Raw genomic sequence first — 21436 nt, forward strand, 5'->3', positions numbered from 1 at the left:
GGCGCGTTGCGCAATGAAGTTTGGACTGCGACTCCGGGGGGGCTTGCTCGCAACCCTGATCATGTTCGGCGCGCCGGTGTTTGCCCCGGTTGGGGCTGTTTTGGTGTCTTCGTCTGCGCTCGCTCAGACGGTGCAGTCGATTTCCGTCGAAGGGAATCGCCGCGTCGAGGTGGAGACGATCCGCTCCTATTTCAAGCCCGGCCCCGGTGGTCGCCTCGATCAGGCCGCCATCGATGACGGCCTCAAGGCGCTGATCGAGACCGGCCTGTTCCAGGACGTGAAGATCAACCGCGGCGCCGGCGGCCAGATCGTCGTCTCCGTGGTGGAAAACCCGGTGATCGGGCGCATTGCCTTCGAGGGCAACAAGAAGATCAAGGACGAGCAGCTCACCGCCGAAGTCCAGTCCAAGGCCCGCGGCACGTTCTCGCGCGCCATGGTGCAGTCGGACACGCTGCGAATCGCCGAAATCTATCGCCGTTCCGGCCGCTATGACGTGACCGTCACGCCGGAGATCATCGAGCAGCCGAACAACCGCGTCGATCTCATCTTCACCGTCAACGAAGGTGCCAAGACCTCGGTCAAGTCGATCGAGTTCATCGGCAACACCGCGTTCTCATCCTACCGCCTCAGGGACGTCATCAAGACGCACGAGTCGAATCTGCTGAGCTTCCTCAGCAGCGGTGACGTCTACGATCCGGACCGCGTCGAGGCCGACCGCGACCTGATTCGGCGCTTCTACCTGAAGAACGGCTTCGCCGACGTCCAGGTCGTGGCCGCGCTCACTGAATACGATCCGGAGAAGAAGGGCTTCAACGTCACCTTCAAGATCGAGGAAGGCCAGCAGTACCGCGTCGGCACCGTCGATTTCCGCACCAGCATCCAGAACTTCGACCCGAGCACGCTGCGCAGCTTCTCGCGCGTCAATGTCGGCTCGCTCTACAACGTCGAATCGGTCGAGAAATCGGTCGAGGACATGCAGATCGAGGCCTCACGCCGCGGCTATGCCTTCGCAGTGGTGCGTCCGGGCGGCGATCGCAATTTCGATGCGCACACCGTATCCGTCGTGTTCAACATCGACGAAGGTCCGCGCACTTATATCGAGCGCATCAATATCCGCGGTAACACGCGTACCCGTGACTACGTGATCCGTCGCGAGTTCGACCTCTCCGAGGGCGACGCCTACAACCGTGCGCTGGTCGATCGTGCTGAGCGCCGCTTGAAGAATCTCGACTACTTCAAGAGCGTGAAGATCACGACCGAGCCGGGCTCTTCCAGCGACCGTGTGGTCCTGCTCGTCGATCTCGAAGAAAAGTCGACCGGCGACTTCTCGGTCTCCGGTGGTTACTCCACGACCGATGGTGCGCTGGCCGAAGTCTCGGTCTCCGAGCGCAACCTGCTCGGCCGCGGTCTGTTCGCCAAGGCGTCGGTCACCTATGGCCAGTACGCCCGCGGCTATTCGCTGTCGTTCGTCGAGCCGTATCTGCTCGACTACCGCGTCGCGCTGGGCCTCGACCTCTATCAGCGCACACAGCTGTCCAACAGCTACATCTCCTACGGCACCAAGACGCTGGGCTTCAGCCCGCGCCTCGGCTTCGCCCTGCGTGAAGACCTATCGCTCCAGCTGCGCTACTCGATCTACCAGCAGGAAATCACGCTGCCGTCCTATCTGGCGAACTGTAACAACGTCGTCGGCTCACCGGCATACAACCCGAGCCCGGCCTTTATCAACGCAACAACAGGCGTCGATCCGATCCTGACAGGCAATCTCGGCTGCTACGCTGACGGTGAAGCGTCGCTCCCGGTGCGCAAGGAACTTGCGAACGGCAAGACCCTGACCTCGGCGCTCGGCTATACGCTGACTTACAACACGCTGGACAACAACAAGAACCCGACCGACGGCCTGCTCATCGACTTCAGGCAGGACTTCGCCGGCGTCGGCGGCGACGTCTCCTACCTGAAGACCGTGGCCGATGCGAAGTACTACCAATCGCTGGTGTCGGACCTTGTCGGTCTCGTCCATCTCCAGGGCGGTATCCTGAACAAGGTCGGCAGCACAGATCTGCGCATGCTGGATCATTTCCAGATGGGCCCGAACCTCGTCCGCGGCTTTGCGCCGAACGGCATCGGTCCGCGCGATTTGAATCCCTTTGGTACGCAGGACGCGCTCGGCGGCACCAAATATTGGGGCGCTTCGCTCGAGTTGCAGATGCCGTTCTGGTTCCTTCCGAAGGAAGTGGGTCTGAAGGGCGCTGTCTATGCCGACGCCGGCGGTCTGTTCGACTATCAGGGCCCGACGACGTGGTCAGTGACCAACGAAATGACCACGACCAGGAACTCGACCTGTACGCCATCGACCGTCAACCCGGCCTCGACTGGAACTTGTACCGGCCTGGTGTATGACAACGGCAATGTGGTGCGATCGTCGGTCGGTGTCGGCCTGATCTGGGCTTCGCCGTTCGGACCGCTGCGCTTCGACTATGCAGTGCCGCTCACCAAAGGCAAGAATGACCGCACGCAGGAATTCCGGTTCGGCGGCGGCACCTCGTTCTAGTTCGATCAGCAGGGCATGATCCGTCCGCTCGGGAGTTCCTTGTAGCGATTGCTTCCAGGAACTCCCTGCGGCCGGTCGCCAAAAAGATCGTGCTCAATCCATGAGATAAGGCATGATGCGGCCTTTCCGCTTCATGCCGAAGCCGGACCGCGACGGGGTGGAATGGCGCAGCCGACCTTCTTTAGGAAACCGCCGGCATCAACGCTGGCTGAGATCGCCGCGCTGACCAAGGCGCAACTGGTCGACCCTGTCAGGGGCGATCATGTCGTCACGGGTCTTGCTTCGCTGGACGAAGCCGGCCCGATGCATCTGGCGTTCTTCGACAACCTCAAATACGCCGATGAGCTCAAGGCGACCAAGGCTGGTGCCTGTCTTGTGAGTCCGCGCTTCGAGGCCCAGGTGCCCGCGCACGTGGCCGTGCTGCGGGTGGCGCAGCCGTTCCGCGCCTTTGTCGGGATCGCTCGGGAATGGCATGGCGATGCGCTGCGCCCGCAATCCTGGTTCGGCAATGACGGCATCGCGCCATCGGCCGTCATCGACCCGTCGGCGCGGCTGGAGGACGACGTCATCGTCGAGCCGCTGACCGTCATCGGTCCGGATGTCGAGATCGGCAGCGGCACCGTGATCGGCGCCGGTGTGGTCCTTGGTCCGGGCGTCAAGATCGGGCGGGACTGCAATGTCGGCGCCCGCACGGCCATCCAGTGCACACTGATCGGCAACAACGTGCTGATCCACCCCGGCTGCTCGATCGGCCAGGACGGCTACGGCTTCATCTTCTTCGGCCCCGAGGGCCATCTGAAAGTGCCCCAGACCGGCCGTGTGCTGATCCAGAACAATGTGGAGGTCGGCGCCGGCACCACCATCGATCGCGGCTCCTTGCGGGACACGGTGATCGGGGAGGGCACCAAAATCGACAATCAGGTCCAGATCGGCCACAATGTGACGATCGGCCGGAACTGCCTGCTCGCGGCCCAGATCGGGCTCGCGGGCAGCCTGACGATCGGCGACAACGTGGCGCTGGGAGCAAAGGTCGGCATCAACAATCACCTCAAGATCGGTGACGGAGCCCAGGTCACCGCGATGAGCGGGGTCAAGGACGACATCCCGCCGAACGGTCGCTGGGGCGGATTTTTTGCCAAGCCGACCAAACAGTGGTTCAAGGAAATTATCGCGGTGGAGCGCCTGGTACGCGACAGCAAGGCCGATCCGAAGGACGAGGGACGGGAATGACGGCGGAATCACCTGTTAAGTTCGAGCTGGTGGATATCAATGCGATCCTCCAGACCCTGCCGCACCGCTTTCCGATGCTCCTGATCGACCGTGTGATCAACATCCGGGCCGATTACAGCGGCATCGGCATCAAGAACGTCACCTTCAACGAGCCGGCCTTCCAGGGCCATTTCCCCGAACGTCCGGTCTATCCGGGCGTGATGATGATCGAGGCGATGGCGCAGACCGCCGGCGTGATCGGCATCAAGTCGGTCGAGGGCACCGAGAAGCCGCGCGCGGTCTATTTCCTCACCATCGATAAGTGCAAGTTTCGCAAGCCCGTGCTGCCCGGCGATACCATCGAGTATCACATGCGCTCGGTCGGCCGCCGCAAGGCCATGTGGTGGTTTCACGGGGACGCCAAGGTCAACGGCCAGATCGTCGCCGAAGCCGATGTCGGGGCGATGCTGACGGACTGAGGGGGAGTGGCGAGAGCGGCGAAACACGCCGAGATCATACGTCACTGGACAGATCGGGCGCAGTCGCGCTAACCACCGGAAAGCCGAGCAAGTTCAACACATAGTCAGACCTTCTTGATGAGTAAGATCGACCCCACCGCACGGGTGGAAGACGGCGCCGTGATCGGCGAGGGCACCGAGATCGGGCCCTTTTGCATCATTGGTCGCAACGCCCGGATCGGGGCCGATTGCAAGCTGATTGGACAGGTCACCGTCATCGGCCATACCTCGGTCGGGGACAATTGCGTGATCTCGCCGTTTGCGGTGCTCGGCGGCGCACCGCAGGACCTCAGCTACAAGGGCGAGCCGACCACGCTCGACATCGGTTCCGGTTGCATCATCCGCGAAGGCGCGACGATGAACGTCGGCACCGTCAAGGGCGGCGGGAAGACGCGCGTCGGCAACGACGGCTATTTCATGAACAACAGCCATGTCGGCCATGATTGCATGGTCGGCAACAACGCGATCTTCGCGACCTCGGCGACGCTCGGCGGTCATTGCGAGATTGGCGACGCCGTCTATATCGGCGGGCTGTCCGCGGTGCACCAGTTCACGCGCATCGGCTCCTATGTGATGGTCGGCGGCCTCTCGGGCGTGCGCGACGACATCATCCCGTACGGGCTCGCCAACGGTCAATATGCGGTGCTGGAGAGCCTCAATCTCATCGGCATGAAGCGGCGCAAGTTCACCAGGCAGCGCCTCGCAACCGTACGTGCGTTCTACCAAAAGCTCTTCCATGGACCCGGCACCTTCGCCGAGCGGCTGGAGGCAGTGCGGTCCCTTGAGAGCGAAGATCCTGCCATCGCCGAAATCCTCGGCTTCATCGGCAAGGGCAAGCGTCCGCTCTGTCTCCCCACCATCGAGAAGTGACGCCGGGATGGCCGCGGATATGACATCGGCGGCTCTAGGCGTTTCATCACCGGTCGGCGTGGTCGCGGGCGGTGGTGCGATGCCGTTCGCGGTGGCCGAGTCGCTCGCCGCGCGCGGCATCACGCCGGTGCTGTTTCCGCTGCGAGGCGCCTGCGATCCGGTGCAGGTGGAGAAATTCCACCACCGCTGGATCTCGGTCGGTCAGCTCGGCCGCGCCATGCGGCTGTTCCGCGAGGAGGGCTGCCGCGACCTGATCTTCATCGGCACCCTGGTGCGGCCTTCGCTCACGGAAATCCGCTTCGACGTCACCACGTTGCGGCTGCTCGGTAACGTCATCCGCGCCTTTCGCGGCGGCGACGATCATCTGTTGTCGGGTGTCGGCCGCATTCTCGAGCAAGGCGGCTTTCGCATGGTCGGCATCAAGGACGTCGCGCCCGACCTGCTGATGCCCGAGGGCTGCGTCACCCGCGCCTGGCCGGCCGACAATGCCAAGGGCGACATCGAACGCGGGCGTGCGGTGCTCACCGCGCTCGGGCCGTTCGACATCGGTCAGGCCGCCGTGGTGATCGACGGCCATGTGGTGGCGGTCGAGGACATCGAGGGCACTGATGCGCTGCTCGCGCGCGTGGCGCGGCTGCGCGAGGAGGGCCGCATCCGTGCCGCGACGGGGCGTGGCGTGCTGGTGAAGGCGCCGAAGAGCGGCCAGGATTTGCGCTTCGACCTGCCGACGATCGGCGCGCGCACGATCGAGGGCGTCGCCAAGGCCGGCCTTGCCGGTGTCGCTGTCATCGCCGGCAACACCATCGCCGCCGAGCCGCAGGCGATGATCGGGCTCGCCGACGCCAAATATCTCTTCGTCGTCGGTCTGCCCGCGTGATGCCGACCCGCGATCCCCAACGGAAGATCTTTCTGATCGCGACGGAGGAATCCGGCGACCGGCTCGGCTCGGCGCTGATGAAGGTGCTGCGCCAGCGCCTCGGCGACGGCGTGCAGTTCGAGGGCGTCGGCGGCCGCACCATGGCGCGCGAGGGGCTCGAGACGCTGTTTCCGATCGAGGAGCTGTCGATCGTCGGCTTTGCCGCGGTGGTGCAGCAATTGCCGAAGATCCTGGGGCTGATCCGCGAGACGGCGGATGCCGTGACCGAGTCCGCGCCCGACGCGCTGGTCATCATCGACAGTCCCGATTTCACCCATCGCGTCGCGCGCCGCGTCCGCGCGAAGAATCCGGCGATCCCCGTCGTCGACTACGTCTCGCCCTCGGTCTGGGCCTGGCGGCCCGGCCGCGCGCGCGCGATGCTCGGTTATGTCGATCACGTGCTGGGTCTGCTGCCGTTCGAGCCGGAGGAGTACCGCAAGCTGAAAGGGCCGCCATGCAGCTATGTCGGCCATCCCCTGATCGAGCAATTGCCGTCGCTGCGCCCGAACCTTGACGAGCAAAAGCGCCGCGACAGCGAGCCGCCGGTGCTGCTGGTGCTGCCGGGCAGCCGCCGCAGCGAGATCCGGCATCATCTCGGCCTGTTCGGCGCCGCGCTCGGGCGATTGCAGGCCGAGGGCCGCGCGTTCGAGTTGATGCTGCCGACGATGCCGCACCTCGAGGCCACCGTCCGCGCGGGCGTGGCGACCTGGCCGGTCAAGCCGCAGATCGTGGTCGGCGAAACCGAGAGGCGCGCCGCATTCCGGATCGCGCGCGCGGCGCTGGCGAAATCCGGCACCGTGACGCTGGAGCTCGCGCTCTCGGGCATTCCGATGGTGACCGCCTATCGCGTCGGCGCGATGGAGGCCTTCATCCTGCGCCGCGCGATCCAGGTCTCTTCGGTGATCCTCGCCAATCTCGTGATCGGCAAGGACGTGATCCCCGAATTTTTGCAGGAGGACTGCACGCCGGAGAAGCTCGCAGCCGCACTGGCCGAGGTGTTGAGCGAGACGCCGATGCGCAAGCAACAGGTTGAAGCCTTCGCCCAGCTCGACACCATCATGTCCACCGGCAACAAATCACCGAGCGTGCTCGCCGCCGACATCGTGCTCACGACGATGCGGAAGGGACGGCGAAGCTAGGCCAAGCCGCCGTCGACCCGGAAGCACTGGCAGGTGATGCGCCGGCTCGCGTCGGAGGCGAGGTAGAGCGCCATGTCGGCGATATCATCGGGCGTCACCGCATCGGGAATGGCCTGGCGCGTGCGCATCTCGGCGATCTGCCGCTCGTCCGGATACCACAGCTTCCGCTGCCGCTCGGTGATCACCATTCCAGGCGCGATCGCGTTGACGCGGATGCGGTCGGCGCCGAACCGGCGGCCCAGTGAATTGGTAAAGCCGACGATCGCAGCCTTCGCCGCGGCGTAGACCGGCAGCGCCGGTGCGCCGCGGATCCAGGCGACCGACGACATGTTGACGATCGAGCCGCCGCCGCGCGCCTGCATCTGCGGCACCACGGCTTGCGCGGCAAAGAAGACGTGCTTGAGATTGACGCCGATCATCCAGTCGAATTCGGCCGGCGTCACGTCCGATAGCACCTGGCGCTGGTCGTTGGCGGCGTTGTTGACGAGGACCGCGGCATCGCCCAGCGATCCCTGCACCTTCGCCAGCGCCGCGCGCAGGGCGTCGATGTCGAGGAGGTCGCAGGGCACGAATAGCGGAGCGGTGCCGGACGTTTTCGCCACCTCGTGCGCCAGCGCTTCACCCGCCGGCGTGTCGATGTCGAGGAAGGCGACGCGGGAACGCTGGCTGGCGAAAGCGCGTACCAAGGCGGCGCCGATGCCGCTGGCGCCCCCGGTGATCAGCACCACGCGGTCCGCGAGGTCGGCATAGCTTGTCTTGGTCATGCGATCAGTCGCTCCGTCTCAGGGTCGAACAGGCAAATGCGGCGGGTATCGAGGGCGAAGGACGCGGTCCCGCCCGGCGTCGGGCGGATGTCCGGCGAGATGCGCGCCTGCGCGGGCTCGCCGCCAAGTCGCAGCAGGACAATGGTCTCCGCACCGGTGGGCTCGACCAGCTCGACCGGCGCGGTGACGATGACCGGCGCGCCCGTGGCCGCAGAGAACACGCGATCCCCCTCGGCGATGCATTCCGGCCGGATTCCGAGCACCACCTCGCGGCCGACATAGGACGTAGCTGCGTCGTAGTCTTGCAAGTGGATACGGACCTCGTCCGGCCGGCCGGCGCCGATCACCGCCACAGGCCCGCCGGCATTAGCCTCGAGCCGTGCCGGCATCGAGTTCATCGGCGGCGAGCCCATGAAGCGGGCGACGAACAGATTGGCCGGATAGCGGTAGACCGTGTCGGGGTCGGCGAATTGCTGCACCACGCCGCGATGCATCACGGCGATGCGGGTTGCCATCGTCATCGCCTCGATCTGGTCGTGGGTGACATAGACGATGGTGGCGCCGATGCGCTGGTGCAGCCGCTTGATCTCCATCCGCATCTCGACCCGCAGCTTGGCGTCGAGATTGGAGAGCGGCTCGTCGAACAGGAAGAGCAGGGGATCGCGCACCAGCGCGCGCCCCATCGCCACGCGCTGGCGCTGGCCGCCGGACAGTTGCGACGGCTTGCGGCCGAGCAGCGGCTCGATCTGCAGCAGCTTGGCCACGTTCGCCAACGCCTTCTCTTGCTCCGCCTTGGCGACGTGTCGGCATTCCATGCCGAAGGTGATGTTCTGGCGCACCGTCATCGACGGATAGAGCGCGTAGGACTGGAACACCATGGCGATGTCGCGGTCCTTCGGAGGCACGTCGTTGACGACGCGTCCGCCGATCTCGATCGTGCCGTCGCTTGCCCGATCAAGCCCGGCGACGATGTTGAGCAGCGTGGACTTGCCGCAGCCGGACGGACCGACCAGCACGGTGAATTCACCGCTCTCGATGTCGAGGTCGATGCCCTTCAGCACCTCCAGATTGGCGTAGCGCTTCGACAGGGCGCGAATGCTTAGTGCTGCCATGACACATCCATCATTTCACGGCCCCGGCAGTGAGGCCGCGTACGAAATACCTGCCGCCGAAGAGATAGATCAGCAAAGTGGGGAGCGCCGCGATGATCACCGCGGCGCTCTGCACGCCGTGCTGCGGGATATCCGCGACCGCGGCAGACAGCGCGATGAGCGCGGCCGTCACGGGCTGCTGCTGGCCGGTCGTGAATGTCACGCCATAGAGGAATTCGTTCCAGATATGCGTGAACTGCCAGATCACTGTGACGATCAGGATGGGGGACGAGAGCGGCAGGATGATGCGCCAGAAAATACGGAAGAACCCGGCGCCATCGATGCGCGCCGTCCTGATCAGTTCATGCGGAATGGCGATATAGTAGTTCCGGCAGAACAGCACGGTGAAGGAGAGCCCCTGGATCGTGTGAATCAGCACGAGGCCCCACAGCGTGTTGATGAGCCCGATGTCCCGCAACACGATGGTCCAAGGCAGCAAGCGCATCTGCTGGGGCAGGAAGAGACCGAGGGTGACGATGCCGTAAATCCAGTTGTCGCCGCGAAAACGCCAGAGCGACACGGCGTAACCCGCGACAGCACCGAGCAGGGTGGAGAAAATCGTCGCGGGGATCGTGATGAGTGCGGAGTTCAGCATGTACGGCCGGATACCGGCGCAGGTCTCGGCGATGCAAAAGCCGCTCCAGGCAGTGAGGTAGTTGCGCCAGGCCATGTGTTGCGGCCAGCCGATCATCGAACCCTGCGCAATCTCCTCATTGGTCCGGACCGAGTTCAGCACGACGACGACCAGCGGCGCGAGATAAGCGGCCGCGAACAATGTCACGACGAGATAGATCAAAATCCTGCTCGGCGCGAAGCTGCGGTCACGCATGGGCGGCCTGCCGTCGCTGGACATAACGCCACGCCGCATAGGGCAGCAGCACGGCGAGCAGAATGAGCAGCATGAGCACAGCCGCCGCCGCGCCACGGCCGAGCTGGCTGCGCTGGAACATCAAATCGTAGACGACAAGGGCCGGCAGCTGGGTCGCGATGCCGGGCCCGCCGTTGGTGAGCGCGCGGACGAGGTCGAAGGCCGAAATCGCAAATTGCAGCTGGACGACGACGACGGTGATGGTGATCGGCCAGAGCGTCGGCAGAATGACGCGCCAATAGGTTCGGATCGGTCCAGCGCCGTCGATCTGCGCAGCCCTGATAATGTCGGTGTCGACGGAGCGAAGGCCGGCCAGGAACAGCGCCATGGCGAAGCCCGAGGATTGCCAGATCGCAGCGATGACGATGGTCCAGATCGCCATGTCGCGATTGACCAGCCAGTCGAAGTGGAAGGAGCTCCAGCCGAGATCATGGACGAGCTTCTCGATCCCGATACCGGGATTGAGCAGCCAGCTCCAGACCGTGCCGGTGACGACGAACGATACCGCCAAGGGGTACAGGAAGATGGTGCGCAGCACGTTCTCGCCGCGAATGCGCTGATCGAGCAGGATCGCCAGCACGAGACCGGTGATCAAGCTCAGCAGCACGAACGCGATGCCGAACAGCAGCAGATTGTCGAAGGCGATTTGCCAGTTCCGCGACGCCAGGACCGAATTGTAGTTGCGCAGACCCACCCAGCCCGTGACCGGCACAAGGGTGGATGGCGTGAACGAAATCCAGATTGTCCAGATCGAAAACGAAATGAGGTGCGCTGCGGACAACAGCAGCGGCACCCAGATCATCAGATATTCGGGCAGCCGGCGCACCATGTCAGAGGTCGCCGGCCAGCCCGGTCGCGTTGCTGTGGAGACAGCGTCGGTCAACGCGAGCCCTCGACGGCCTCGGCAAGGCGGGTGACGGCTTGATCCGGCGTGATCGTCTTGTTCTTCGCGTATTCGGTGAACACGTCGATCATCGCAGCGGTCAGGCCATTTTCCTGCGCCATGTTGTGGGCGAGGCTCAGGACGGCCTGATTGCTGGCGACAGCGTCCTTGAGTGCGGCTGCGGTTCGCCGTTGACCATCCGACCAGCCCTCACCGGACAGATCGACATCGGTGCGCACGGGGATCGATCCCGTGATTTGCGAATACATGGTCTGGATCGCCGGGTCCATGACGAGCTGGGCCATCAACATCTGGCCGGCTTGCAGATCGGGCTCCTTGCGCTGCCAGAAGATGAAGGCATCGGCATTCAACAGGAACACCGGCTTGCCATTGTCGCTGGGACCTGGCGCGATGACGAAGTCGTCGAGCTTGAAACCGGCGTTCCGCAGCACGCCCTGCGCCCAGCCGCCCATGATCAACATGCCCATGTCGCCATCGACGAAGCGCTTCAAATTGATGGCATAGGGTTGGGCGCCGACATTGGGATCCATCCAGTTGGTGATCTTACGCATCTGGGCGAAGGCAGCCTTGATCTCGGGACCCTCTAGGGCCTTCTTGTCGAGATTCATGGCGGCTGCGCGATATGCGGTGGGACTGATGCCGGCGAGCGAGGCCTCGAATTTTTGCCCATCGTCGGCGCGGGTGCCACCGTTGGCGACGGGAAAGGTGACCCCGGCGGTTTTCATCTTCTCGGCAAGATCGTTGAAGTCAGCCCAGGTCACGGGGGGCTTGTCGGCCTTGGCTTTGTCCATCGCGCGCTTGGAGAGAAACAGCATGTTGGTGCTGTAGATCTGCAAGGGCAGGGCAATCCACTTGCCTCCCGGCTTGTGCAATTTTGCAAGGTCCGGCGCGACGACCTTTTCGTAGCCGGCGGCAGCGACAACGGCGTCAAGATCGACGGTCGGCGCAATCTTCGACCAGGCGGCAATCTCCGGGCCCTTGAGCTGCGAGCAGGCCGGCGGATCGCCGGCGATGATCTGGGCGCGCAGCTTGTTCATCATCTCGGTGGTGAAGCCGGGGACTGGCGAGTGCTGCCAGATGCCGCCCTTCTCCTCGAATTTCTTGCCGAGCGCGGTGATCGCCGCTCCGTCGCTGCCTGCGGACCATTGCGAGATCGCGGTGAGGCGCGGCTTGACGGCGCCTTGCGCGCGAGCAAAGGCCGGCAGCGCGAGCGCGGCAGCAGATCCAGCGAGCAGACGGCGCCTTGTTGTTGTGATCGGCATGGCAAGTTCCTCCCGGGTGTGAACTCTTTTGCGCGAGAGCCGCGCAGGCTATGTCAGGCGGCCTCCGTCGATGCGGCCGGCATGCCGCCGCTTCTGGTCAGGCAGAGCGCGGCGAAGGCAAGTGCTGCCTGCGGATCGTTGCCCATCGAGGGCGGCACGAAAGCGAGCGACACCTGCGCCAGTTTCCGGCCGCCGAGCAGGCAGGAGTCGATCCCGTCGATGACGGCCTTTCTATCGTCTTCAGTGAGCAGCGATGGCCAGCCGCTGACGACAACGCCGCGGCATGGCTTGACGTTCAATGTGTTGCCGATGGCGAGGCCAAGCCTGAACAGGCGCTGGCGCAATTCCTGGCGCACCCGCGATGTGAGGGGGATCGTGGTCACCCATTCACTGCCGAGCCGGAGCAATTCTGCTTCGGTGACGCGCAAAAGGTCGGCCAGCGCCGGCAGCGACGTATAGGCTTCGACGCAACCGTGATGTCCGCAGCGGCAACGCGGGCCGTCGGTTCCGAACACCATGTGGCCGAGCTCGACCGGGTCGAGCGCGTCGTTCTCGATCGGATCATCCAGCCAGGCGCCCGCGACGCCCTGGCCGACGAAGACGAACAGATGCGCATCGCTGAACGGATAGTTCTCGGTGCGGCAGCGGTGAAATGTGGCGTGCGCCACCACCGAATTGGTGAAGGTGACCGGCACGCCCGCGAACAATTCGCCGAACATGTCCCCGATAGCTCCGACGTCGCACGGAATGATCGGATTGCCTGATACACTCAGGCGGCCGAGGCCGGGAACGGTCACGCCGACCTGTGCGAGCCTGATGCGGCGCCGGCGCGTCCAGTCGCGCAGCAACGCCAGTGCTTCGCGAAACACCCGGCCGACGGATTCAACGGTCGGCTTCTTCGGCAGCGGCACACGCTCGGTGTAATGCAGTTCCCCCGACAGGCCGCCAACGCCGACGCTGAGCCATTGGCCGGTCAGCTCGAGGGCGGCAAGCGCCACCGTGCGGTCGAGCGACACCAGACCCGTCGGGCCGCCGACATAAGGGGCGGGGCGCCGCACTTCCTCGATCAGGCCTTCGGCTTTCAAGTCGAACAGGATACGCGACAGGCTTGCTTCGGACAGGCGCACGGCGCGCGCCAGGGGCGGCCGGAACGAGCCGCCGGACTGGAGCAAATGAGTCAAAATGGCAGCACGCGTCTGCCGCCGACTTCTCGGCTGCTCCGGCATTTCCATCCCTGTCGTCATTCTTACTTAGTGTAAGAATGCGCGCGGAGCATTTCGACTGTCAAGCGTTCGCCGGCGCGATGCGGCGACTTGTTGTTGTGCGCGGCAGCAAGATTGGGGCGGCCCACGAGTTTCGTAGGGTGGGCAAAGCGAAGCGTGCCCACTATTTTTGTCGCGCTCGCAGAGTTGCGGTGGGCACGCTGCGCTTTGCCCACCCTACAAGGTGATCGCAAAAACAAAAACGGCGCCATCCGGAGACGGCGCCGCATTGATAGCCCTCAGGCTGAGACTTACTTGCGATCCTTGATCGCGACGTAGTCGCGGCGGGTGACGCCGGTGTAGAGCTGGCGCGGACGGCCGATCTTCTGCTGCGGGTCCTCGATCATCTCGCTCCACTGGCTGATCCAGCCGACGGTGCGGGCGACCGCGAACAGCACGGTGAACATCGAGACCGGGAAGCCCATCGCCTTCAGCGTGATGCCCGAATAGAAGTCGACGTTCGGATACAGCTTGCGGTCGATGAAGTACTGGTCGCTGAGCGCGATCTTCTCGAGCTCGAGCGCCACCTTCAGCATCGGATCGTCGCCATGGCCGGTCTCCTTGAGAACGGCGTGACACATCTTCTGCATGATCTTGGCGCGCGGATCGTAGTTCTTGTAGACGCGGTGACCGAAGCCCATCAGGCGGACTTCGGAGTTCTTGTCCTTCACCTTGGCGATGAACTCGGGGATCTTGTCCACGGAGCCGATCTCGGCAAGCATCGCGAGCGCAGCTTCGTTTGCGCCGCCATGCGCCGGGCCCCAGAGGCAGGCGATGCCGGCGGCGATGCAGGCGAACGGGTTGGCGCCGGAGGAGCCGGCGATACGCACCGTCGAGGTCGAGGCGTTCTGCTCGTGGTCGGCGTGCAGGATGAAGATCTTGTCCAGCGCGTCAGCGAGCACCGGATTGATCTTGTACTCCTCGCACGGCACGGCGAAGCACATGTTGAGGAAGTTCTCGGCGAAGGAGAGCGAGTTCTTGGGGTACACGAAGGGCTGGCCGACCGTGTATTTGTAGGCCATCGCCGCCAGCGTCGGAATCTTCGCGATCATGCGCATGGAAGCGATCATGCGCTGCTTCGGGTCGTTGATGTCGGTGCTATCGTGGTAGAACGCGGCGAGCGCGCCGACGGAGGCAACCATCACGGCCATCGGATGGGCGTCGCGGCGGAAGCCCTGGAAGAAGCGGGCCATCTGCTCGTGCACCATCGTGTGATGGATCACGCGGTGGTCGAAATCCTTCTTCTGCGCGGCAGTCGGCAGATCGCCAAAGAGCAGCAGGTAGCAGGTCTCGAGGAAGTCGCCGTTCTCGGCGAGCTGCTCGATCGGGTAGCCGCGGTATTCCAGCACGCCCGCATCACCGTCGATATAGGTGATCTTGGACTGGCAGCTCGCAGTGGAGGTGAAGCCGGGATCGTAGGTGAACAGTCCGGACTGGCCGTACAGCTTGCCGATATCGATGACATCAGGTCCGACGCTGCCGCTGTGGATCGGAAGATCGTAGTTCTTGTTTCCGACCGTCAGCGTGGCGATCTTGTTGCTTGAGTTTGCGTCCATCAGAGGTCCCCGATGTAAGGTGAAACGGGCCGGACCCGGAAGGCCCCGATGACATGGGTGGGGCAGGCCGGATGTTCCAGAATGTACGGGGAGATGGGTATATTATTGCTGTGTGCACTGCAAGATCATGGCAGCTATGGACTTACGTCGTAGACTGATCCTTAAGCCGGCCCAGACTTTCCTGGCGTCCCAGCACGTCCAAAACCTCAAATATCCCAGGCGACGTGGAGCGCCCGGTCAGCGCGGCTCGCAGGGGCTGGGCGACCGCGCCGAGCTTGAGACTATTTTCCTCGGCAAAAGCGCGCAGCGCGGCTTCCGTGGTGGCGCCACTCCAGGTCGCGACATTCTCCAGCGCGGAATGCAGCTGACCGATCAGCTTGCGGTTCTCAGGCGTCAGCAGGGCCGCCGCCTTGGGATCGAGCTGCAGAGGCCGGTCGGCGAAGATGAAATAGGCGCCGTCGATCAGCTCGATCAGCGTCTTGGCGCGCTCCTTCAGGGCCGGCATCGCCTTGAGCAGCTGGGCGCGCGTGGCGTCGTTCAGCTTGGCCTTGATCTCGTCGCGGGCGGGCACCAAATGGTCGAGCACGTCCTCGAACATCTTCACGAGCGATTGATCGTCGGCGTGGCGGATGTAATGGCCGTTGAGGTTTTCCAGCTTGGCGAAATCGAAGCGGGCGGCGGCGCGGCCGACATTGGCGAGGTCAAAGGCTGCGATCATCTCCTCGGTCGAGAAGATCTCCTGGTCGCCATGGCTCCAGCCGAGGCGGACGAGGTAGTTGCGAAGCGCGGCTGGGAGGTACCCCATGGCGCGGTAGGCGTCGACGCCGAGCGCGCCGTGCCGCTTGGACAGCTTTGAGCCGTCCGGACCGTGGATCAGGGGGATGTGAGACATGCTCGGCAGTGCCCAGCCCATCGCATCGTAGATCTGCTTCTGGCGCGCGGCGTTGATCAGATGGTCGTCGCCGCGAATGACGTGGGTGACGCCCATGTCGTGGTCGTCCACGACCACTGCGAGCATGTAGGTCGGGTTGCCATCACCGCGCACCAGGACGAGATCGTCGAGGTTCTCGTTCTGCCAGACCACGCGGCCCTGGACCTGGTCCTCGATCACGGTCTCGCCGGTCTGCGGCGCGCGCAGGCGGATGGTCGGCTTGACGTCCGACGGTGCCGTCGCCGGGTCGCGGTCGCGCCATAGGCCGTCATAGAGACGGGTGCGGCCCTCTGCGCGCGCCTTCTCGCGCATGGCGGTGAGCTCCTCGGCGGTGGCGTAGCAGCGATAGGCCTTGCCGTCCGCCAGCAACTGCTCGGCGACCTCGCGGTGACGGGCGGCGCGGCTGAACTGGTAGATGACGTCGCCATCCCAGCCGAGCTCCAGCCATTTCAGCCCGTCCAGAATCGCGCCAATCGCAGCCTCGGTAGAGCGCTCCCGGTCGGTGTCCTCGATCCGGAGCAGCATCTTGCCGCCGTGCTTCTTCGCATAGAGCCAGTTGAACAGCGCCGTGCGGGCACCCCCGATATGGAGGAAGCCGGTCGGGGAGGGAGCGAAGCGGGTGACGACGGAATTGGTCATTCGTGGCAGGGCCTATGCATGGGAGGCGGTGGTATATAACAGGACCGGAGCATAACTAAAGCCCGGCAGCGGACCGCTTAAGGCCTTGCTTAAACCCTTGGCTCAGCCAAGCAAATTTGGCAGAAGGACCGCTGATTTCCCTACAGGATTTTCGTAATGACAGAACTGGTGGCGACTGAGGTTGGGCGCGATTTCATTCGTGACATCATCCAGGCCGACCTCGATCAGGCCAAGTACAAGGAGATCGTGACCCGGTTCCCGCCGGAGCCGAACGGCTACCTGCATATCGGCCACGCCAAGTCGATCGCCCTCAATTTCGGTATCGCCCAGGAATTTCCGGGCCGCTGCCATCTGCGCTTCGACGACACCAATCCGGTCAAGGAAGAGCAGGAATATATCGACTCCATCCAGGCCGACGTGCGGTGGCTCGGCTTCGACTGGGGCAAGAACCTGTTTTTCGCCTCGGACTATTTCGACCGCCTGTACGAATGGGCGGAGAAGCTGATCCGCGATGGCTTGGCCTATGTTGACGATCAGACCCAGGAGCAGATCCGCACTTCGCGCGGCACGTTGACCGAGCCGGGCAAGAACTCGCCGTTCCGTGACCGCAGCGTCGACGAAAATCTCGACCTGTTCCGCCGCATGAAGGCCGGCGAATTTCCGAACGGCGCGCGCGTGCTGCGGGCCAAGATCGACATGTCCTCGGGCAACATCAATCTCCGTGATCCGGTGCTGTATCGGATCCTGCATGCACATCATCCGCGCACCGGGACCAAGTGGAGCATCTATCCGAGCTACGACTATGCCCACGGCCAGTCGGACGCGATCGAGGGCATCACCCATTCGATCTGCACGCTGGAGTTCGAGGACCACCGGCCGCTCTACGACTGGTTCATCGAGAAGCTGCCGGTGCCGTCCAAGCCGCACCAGTACGAAATGGCGCGGCTCAATTTGACCTACACGCTGCTGTCCAAGCGTGTGCTGACCCAGCTCGTCCGCGACGGTCATGTCGCCGGCTGGGACGATCCGCGCATGCCGACCATGGCGGGGATGCGCCGCCGCGGCGTGCCGCCGGCGGCTTTGCGCGAATTCGTCAAGCGCATCGGCGTGGCCAAGGCCAACAGCGTTGTCGATGTCGGCATGCTCGAGTTTTGCATCCGTGAGGAATTGAATCGCACGTCGCAGCGGCGCATGGGCGTGCTGCGGCCGCTCAAGGTGGTGATCGAGAACTATCCGGAAGGGCAGACCGAGGAGCTCGAGGCGATCAACCACCCCGACGACGCTAGCGCGGGCACGCGCAAGATCACGTTCGGCCGCGAGCTCTATATCGAGCAGGACGACTTCATGGAGAATCCGCCCAAGAAATTCTTCCGCCTGTCGCCGGGCAACGAGGTGCGGCTGCGCTACGCCTATTTCGTCAAGTGCACCGGCGTGATCAAGAACGACGCCGGCGAAGTGGTGGAGCTGCGCTGCACCTACGATCCCGCGACCAAGGGCGGCAACGCGCCCGATGGCCGCAAAGTCAAGGCGACCATGCACTGGCTGCCGGCGGCGAGTTCGGTGCCGGCGGAGATTCGCATCTACAACCAGCTGTTCGCCAATCCGAGCCCGGACGCCTCGAATTTCGCGGCCGACCTCAATCCGCAGTCGCTGGAGATCCTCGCTGATGCCCGGATCGAGGCATCGGTTGCGGAAAGCAATTCGACCGAGCCGATGCAGTTCGAGCGCCAGGGCTATTTCGTGCGCGACAAGGACTCGACGCCAGGCAAGCCGGTGTTTTCGCGCACCATCGGCCTGCGTGACACGTTCGCAAAGGAAGTCGCCAAAGGCTGAGACACGCATGAGCCGAGAAGCCGACGCCATCGTTTCCGCCATCGTCGCGAAATGGTGCGCCGGCTTCATGCCTCGTCACGCGCGCCGTTGATCTGACGGGGCACACGGCATCGTCATTCCGGCGAGGCAACGAACGCGTCCCCTGCGCGTTGTGTGGGTCCCCAATTGAGGATCCCGCCATGCAGAACATCGCAGAGCATATGGAAGTCATCGGTGCCGACGGCGTCCATGTCGGCACCGTCGACAAGGTCGAGGGCAACCGCATCAAGCTGACCAAGAAGGACAGCGGCGAGGGCAGCCACAAGGGTCATCATCATTTCATCGACAAGGGTCTGGTCGCTGATGTCGAGGGCAACAAGGTCCGGCTGTCGGCCAAGGCGGATGTCGCCGTGACGATGGAAGAGGAAAAGTAGGGCCGCGGCCCCTTCGTTCCTGATCCGTACCGCTATTCGCACGGCGATTATATACTTGACACCACAAGGTACGAAATGTAGAAACGGGCATCAACTCGGAACAACGCGATGCCCGCAGCCAAGCCGCCCATCAAGAACGCCAGCTTCAACGCTCCGCACTTCCAGAGCGTCGAGGCTGCGCGGACCTACCTTGAGGCCCTGCGCTGGGGTACCGATCGCGTTTGCCCGCACTGCGGCACCGTGAACGCCTCGTTTGCCACCAAGAAGCCCGGCGTCTACCGCTGCGGCTCCAAGGAATGCCGTAAGGACTTCTCCGTCACCACCAAGAGCGTGATGGAAAGCAGCCATATCAAGCTCAACGTCTGGCTTCAGGCCTTCTACCTGATGGCGTCCAGCAAGAAGGGCGTTAGCTCGCATCAACTGCATCGCACCTTGGGCATTACCTACAAATCCGCGTGGTTCCTGTCGCATCGCATCCGCGAGGCAATGCGCGCTGGCGGCTTGCTGCCCCCGATGGGTGGTGGCGGCAAGACGGTGGAAGTTGACGAAACGTTCTATGGTTTCCTTGAAGGCCAGCCCAAGAAGGGCCGCCTCGCTTGGTCGAACAAGAACGTGGTTCTTACGCTTGTGGAACGCGGCGGTGCTGCCCGCAGCTTCCATATCGACGGCACGCGCACGGGCGACATCATGCCGATCATCCGCGCCAACCTCAGCCGTGAGGCGCATCTGATGACGGACGAAGCGCCGTCCTACAAGATCATTTCCAATATCGAAGGCCTTACCCACGATACCGTCACCCACAGCAAGGATCAGTATGCCCGTTACCGCAACACGGTGACTGACGAACTGCGCGACGATGGCAAGCCCATTGTCGTTACCACCACGATCAGCACCAATACGGTTGAAGGCTACTATTCGATCTTCAAGCGCGGCATGAAGGGCATCTATCAGCATTGCGCTGAAAAGCACCTGCACCGCTATCTGTCAGAATTCGACTTCCGTTACAGCAACCGCATCGCGCTCGGCATTGACGATGGGGCACGTGCAGACCTTGCCGTCAAAGGCGCGGCTGGCAAGCGTCTGACGTATCGTCAATCTCACTAAGCGCGATCTCTCCCGGCTGGCCCGGCGATTCGTTCGCTGGCGAGCCAAGCGCTTGAAATCAACCCGGTATCGCACGGGTTGAGAAACGCGCACAAAAAGGGAACCGGGATGGACTCCAGGTTGCACTTCTTGGCAGAATTGGCTTGAGCGATTCGGGGGAAACCGCCGGTTGGCGCCGGCGGCCCCGAGTAGCTCATTAACCCGAGGGACGGGTCATGAGCTGAAGTGTAGTTAGCAATCCCATCTTTGGGATTCTGCACAAAAGGTCAAGGTCCGCCCTCACATTTAATGGAGGGCCAATTGGCCTACTACAAATATCCTGCCTACCTGAATCCTAAAGACCATCCTGCATTCGACGCAATTGCTGAGCCCGGTTCTTTAACCCAGAACTCTGGCATCTATAGATGCGTAACATGCGGCTATGAGTGCACCTCTATCGAGGGCGCTCCGCTACCTCCGCAGTATCATCACCAGCACCCCGCAGATCGGCAAGGCCCGGTTCGGTGGCGGCTGGTGGTGTGCTCCGCTCACCATGCGCACTAAGTGAAGCGCGGGGCTGGTTAGCATCAAGCTCTCCGGCCCCCGTCAACTTGAACTCGCTCATTTGGTCGCCTTTCGCTTCTTGGCCTTCTTCACCTTCGGCTTTTCCTTCAACGGCTCATGAGGCGTCTTGAGCGCGCCACGTAGCGCAGCCTCGAAACGCTCTTGTGCTTCCTTTTCCTCGTACTTTTCAGGCTCTTTAGCCATGACTGATGATGCTCCTAAACCAGTCTATCGCGGCCTCTTAGCGGCCCTTCTGCTGGACGAAAAGCCGTGGAGTTGGAACTGGAAATATAATCCCAGCCTCAAGGAGCACATGCATGCGCTTGGAGTCATAGCCGCCAACTACAACGATCTAGAAGGCCAATTCTACCGCTTATTTTACATCACACAGACGCATTTTGAAGTCGGTAAGCTGGTCTTTTCAAAACTTAACAACGCTCAACGAATGGAAGTGGCGCGAAAGGTTGCCGAAACGCAGCCGCTTAGCTTCCGTGAACGATACGAGCACTTCATTTCAGGCTATGGCACCGCCACAGACAACCGAAATATCCTGATGCATTCCAAGGCGCACAACGCCTCGCTGTCAGACCTTACTAGTTCACATCTGACATTGGCGAAACCATCCAAGAAAACACCCGACGAAAATAATTTCATAAGCCTGGATGTCGCGGAATTGAGATCCGTTGCTGACGACATGGCGGAGTTCGCCATGTTTGGATCGCAGCTTTTCTATTGGCGCATAGCGGCATTGAGCGGTGGCACGATCACGTGGGAAGGCGGAGAGACCGCAACGCCCACATTGCCCGATAAACCTCGGCTACCACGTGCGCTGACTCTCTCCACTCAACCAGATCAAGCAACCGCTCCTCCCCAGCTCGAAGCATCTGGGGAGTAATCTCGGGCGCGCCAGCCGCCGGCAAATCACCGTCGGCAGCGCCAGAACTAGCTATCGCGTGATGTGGTGTCAAGTATATAAACCCCATTCGCACCGCTGCACGTTCCG

19 protein-coding genes are annotated in these 21436 nt (G+C 63.1%); 10 read left to right on the plus strand and 9 right to left on the minus strand.

All coding sequences use genetic code 11. The features are described from left to right. Positions 1-13 precede the first annotated feature (13 nt). From bamA to lpxB, 6 genes are all read left to right on the plus strand, one after another. Complete coding sequence (gene bamA / locus FXB38_RS25490; protein WP_148753688.1) at positions 14-2551, plus strand: outer membrane protein assembly factor BamA; 2538 nt, start codon at positions 14-16, stop codon at positions 2549-2551. A 162-nt stretch (positions 2552-2713) separates the two neighbouring features. Further along, complete coding sequence (lpxD, locus tag FXB38_RS25495; protein WP_148753689.1) at positions 2714-3781, plus strand: UDP-3-O-(3-hydroxymyristoyl)glucosamine N-acyltransferase; 1068 nt, start codon at positions 2714-2716, stop codon at positions 3779-3781. Further along, positions 3778-4239, plus strand: a complete 462-nt coding sequence (gene fabZ, locus FXB38_RS25500; RefSeq protein ID WP_148753690.1) for a 3-hydroxyacyl-ACP dehydratase FabZ — start codon at positions 3778-3780, stop codon at positions 4237-4239. The genes lpxD and fabZ overlap by 4 nt, the downstream gene beginning before the upstream one ends. Positions 4240-4356: 117 nt before the next feature. Further along, on the plus strand, positions 4357-5148 hold the full coding sequence (lpxA, locus tag FXB38_RS25505) for an acyl-ACP--UDP-N-acetylglucosamine O-acyltransferase (protein WP_148753691.1): 792 nt from the start codon (positions 4357-4359) through the stop codon (positions 5146-5148). A gap of 19 nt (positions 5149-5167) precedes the next feature. Continuing rightward, positions 5168-6025 (plus strand): LpxI family protein, encoded by an 858-nt coding sequence (locus tag FXB38_RS25510; RefSeq protein WP_187435136.1) that lies wholly within the window; start codon positions 5168-5170, stop codon positions 6023-6025. Continuing rightward, positions 6022-7203 (plus strand): lipid-A-disaccharide synthase, encoded by a 1182-nt coding sequence (lpxB, locus tag FXB38_RS25515; RefSeq protein WP_148753693.1) that lies wholly within the window; start codon positions 6022-6024, stop codon positions 7201-7203. The genes FXB38_RS25510 and lpxB overlap by 4 nt, the downstream gene beginning before the upstream one ends. Here the strand turns inward: lpxB and FXB38_RS25520 are convergent. The 8 genes from FXB38_RS25520 to gltX all read right to left on the minus strand — a co-directional run bounded on the left by FXB38_RS25520 (position 7200) and on the right by gltX (position 16540). Further along, positions 7200-7967, minus strand: a complete 768-nt coding sequence (locus FXB38_RS25520; RefSeq protein ID WP_148753694.1) for an SDR family NAD(P)-dependent oxidoreductase — start codon at positions 7965-7967, stop codon at positions 7200-7202. The genes lpxB and FXB38_RS25520 overlap by 4 nt on opposite strands. Continuing rightward, positions 7964-9079: an ABC transporter ATP-binding protein gene (locus FXB38_RS25525; RefSeq protein WP_148753695.1), complete on the minus strand. Its 1116-nt coding sequence runs from the start codon at positions 9077-9079 to the stop codon at positions 7964-7966. Before FXB38_RS25525 ends, FXB38_RS25520 begins: the two co-directional genes overlap by 4 nt. 10 nt (positions 9080-9089) lie before the next feature. Continuing rightward, positions 9090-9947, minus strand: a complete 858-nt coding sequence (locus tag FXB38_RS25530; protein WP_187435137.1) for a carbohydrate ABC transporter permease — start codon at positions 9945-9947, stop codon at positions 9090-9092. Next, on the minus strand, positions 9940-10869 hold the full coding sequence (locus FXB38_RS25535) for a carbohydrate ABC transporter permease (RefSeq protein ID WP_187435138.1): 930 nt from the start codon (positions 10867-10869) through the stop codon (positions 9940-9942). The genes FXB38_RS25530 and FXB38_RS25535 overlap by 8 nt, the downstream gene beginning before the upstream one ends. Then, a complete protein-coding gene (locus tag FXB38_RS25540) occupies positions 10866-12152 on the minus strand; it encodes an ABC transporter substrate-binding protein (protein ID WP_148753697.1) in 1287 nt (428 codons plus the stop codon). The genes FXB38_RS25535 and FXB38_RS25540 overlap by 4 nt, the downstream gene beginning before the upstream one ends. Positions 12153-12205: 53 nt before the next feature. Then, the gene (locus tag FXB38_RS25545) at positions 12206-13384 is read right to left on the minus strand and encodes an ROK family transcriptional regulator (RefSeq protein WP_187435139.1); all 1179 of its coding nucleotides are present in this window, start codon (positions 13382-13384) and stop codon (positions 12206-12208) included. A gap of 281 nt (positions 13385-13665) precedes the next feature. After that, entirely contained in the window at positions 13666-14970 is a 1305-nt protein-coding gene (gene gltA / locus FXB38_RS25550) for a citrate synthase (protein ID WP_148753699.1), read from the minus strand. Between the two features lie 142 nt (positions 14971-15112). Continuing rightward, on the minus strand, positions 15113-16540 hold the full coding sequence (gene gltX / locus FXB38_RS25555; RefSeq protein WP_148753700.1) for a glutamate--tRNA ligase: 1428 nt from the start codon (positions 16538-16540) through the stop codon (positions 15113-15115). A gap of 156 nt (positions 16541-16696) precedes the next feature. Between gltX and FXB38_RS25560 the strand changes: the two genes are divergently transcribed. From FXB38_RS25560 to FXB38_RS25570, 3 genes are all read left to right on the plus strand, one after another. Then, positions 16697-18373 carry a glutamine--tRNA ligase/YqeY domain fusion protein gene (locus tag FXB38_RS25560; RefSeq protein WP_148753701.1) on the plus strand — a complete coding sequence of 559 codons (1677 nt, stop codon included), beginning with the start codon at positions 16697-16699 and terminating at the stop codon, positions 18371-18373. Positions 18374-18552: 179 nt separating this feature from the next. Further along, positions 18553-18786 carry a DUF2171 domain-containing protein gene (locus FXB38_RS25565; protein ID WP_148753702.1) on the plus strand — a complete coding sequence of 78 codons (234 nt, stop codon included), beginning with the start codon at positions 18553-18555 and terminating at the stop codon, positions 18784-18786. Positions 18787-18894: 108 nt separating this feature from the next. Further along, a complete protein-coding gene (locus FXB38_RS25570) occupies positions 18895-19890 on the plus strand; it encodes an IS1595 family transposase (RefSeq protein ID WP_246230122.1) in 996 nt (331 codons plus the stop codon). Between the two features lie 600 nt (positions 19891-20490). Here FXB38_RS25570 and FXB38_RS43020 read toward each other — a convergent pair. Continuing rightward, positions 20491-20637 (minus strand): hypothetical protein, encoded by a 147-nt coding sequence (locus FXB38_RS43020; protein WP_187435140.1) that lies wholly within the window; start codon positions 20635-20637, stop codon positions 20491-20493. Here FXB38_RS43020 and FXB38_RS25580 point away from each other — a divergent pair. Continuing rightward, positions 20636-21328 carry a hypothetical protein gene (locus FXB38_RS25580; protein WP_148753704.1) on the plus strand — a complete coding sequence of 231 codons (693 nt, stop codon included), beginning with the start codon at positions 20636-20638 and terminating at the stop codon, positions 21326-21328. The two genes, FXB38_RS43020 and FXB38_RS25580, sit on opposite strands and share 2 nt — an antisense overlap. Positions 21329-21436: the final 108 nt, after the last annotated feature.

It is taken from the genome of Bradyrhizobium cytisi (assembly GCF_008123515.1).
GTDB classification, from domain to species: domain Bacteria; phylum Pseudomonadota; class Alphaproteobacteria; order Rhizobiales; family Xanthobacteraceae; genus Bradyrhizobium; species Bradyrhizobium cytisi.

What these genes read in the sequence shown, in the direction of transcription:
- bamA (WP_148753688.1), top strand. Translation starts at nt 14, where the DNA reads ATGAAGTTTGGACTGCGACTCCGGGGGGGCTTGCTCGCAACCCTGATC.
- lpxD (WP_148753689.1), top strand. Translation starts at nt 2,714, where the DNA reads ATGGCGCAGCCGACCTTCTTTAGGAAACCGCCGGCATCAACGCTGGCT.
- fabZ (WP_148753690.1), top strand. Translation starts at nt 3,778, where the DNA reads ATGACGGCGGAATCACCTGTTAAGTTCGAGCTGGTGGATATCAATGCG.
- lpxA (WP_148753691.1), top strand. Translation starts at nt 4,357, where the DNA reads ATGAGTAAGATCGACCCCACCGCACGGGTGGAAGACGGCGCCGTGATC.
- FXB38_RS25510 (WP_187435136.1), top strand. Translation starts at nt 5,168, where the DNA reads ATGACATCGGCGGCTCTAGGCGTTTCATCACCGGTCGGCGTGGTCGCG.
- FXB38_RS25520 (WP_148753694.1), bottom strand. Translation starts at nt 7,967, where the DNA reads ATGACCAAGACAAGCTATGCCGACCTCGCGGACCGCGTGGTGCTGATC.
- FXB38_RS25525 (WP_148753695.1), bottom strand. Translation starts at nt 9,079, where the DNA reads ATGGCAGCACTAAGCATTCGCGCCCTGTCGAAGCGCTACGCCAATCTG.
- FXB38_RS25530 (WP_187435137.1), bottom strand. Translation starts at nt 9,947, where the DNA reads ATGCGTGACCGCAGCTTCGCGCCGAGCAGGATTTTGATCTATCTCGTC.
- FXB38_RS25540 (WP_148753697.1), bottom strand. Translation starts at nt 12,152, where the DNA reads ATGCCGATCACAACAACAAGGCGCCGTCTGCTCGCTGGATCTGCTGCC.
- FXB38_RS25545 (WP_187435139.1), bottom strand. Translation starts at nt 13,384, where the DNA reads ATGGAAATGCCGGAGCAGCCGAGAAGTCGGCGGCAGACGCGTGCTGCC.
- gltA (WP_148753699.1), bottom strand. Translation starts at nt 14,970, where the DNA reads ATGGACGCAAACTCAAGCAACAAGATCGCCACGCTGACGGTCGGAAAC.
- gltX (WP_148753700.1), bottom strand. Translation starts at nt 16,540, where the DNA reads ATGACCAATTCCGTCGTCACCCGCTTCGCTCCCTCCCCGACCGGCTTC.
- FXB38_RS25560 (WP_148753701.1), top strand. Translation starts at nt 16,697, where the DNA reads ATGACAGAACTGGTGGCGACTGAGGTTGGGCGCGATTTCATTCGTGAC.
- FXB38_RS25565 (WP_148753702.1), top strand. Translation starts at nt 18,553, where the DNA reads ATGCAGAACATCGCAGAGCATATGGAAGTCATCGGTGCCGACGGCGTC.
- FXB38_RS25570 (WP_246230122.1), top strand. Translation starts at nt 18,895, where the DNA reads ATGCCCGCAGCCAAGCCGCCCATCAAGAACGCCAGCTTCAACGCTCCG.
- FXB38_RS25580 (WP_148753704.1), top strand. Translation starts at nt 20,636, where the DNA reads ATGACTGATGATGCTCCTAAACCAGTCTATCGCGGCCTCTTAGCGGCC.
- FXB38_RS43020 (WP_187435140.1), bottom strand. Translation starts at nt 20,637, where the DNA reads ATGGCTAAAGAGCCTGAAAAGTACGAGGAAAAGGAAGCACAAGAGCGT.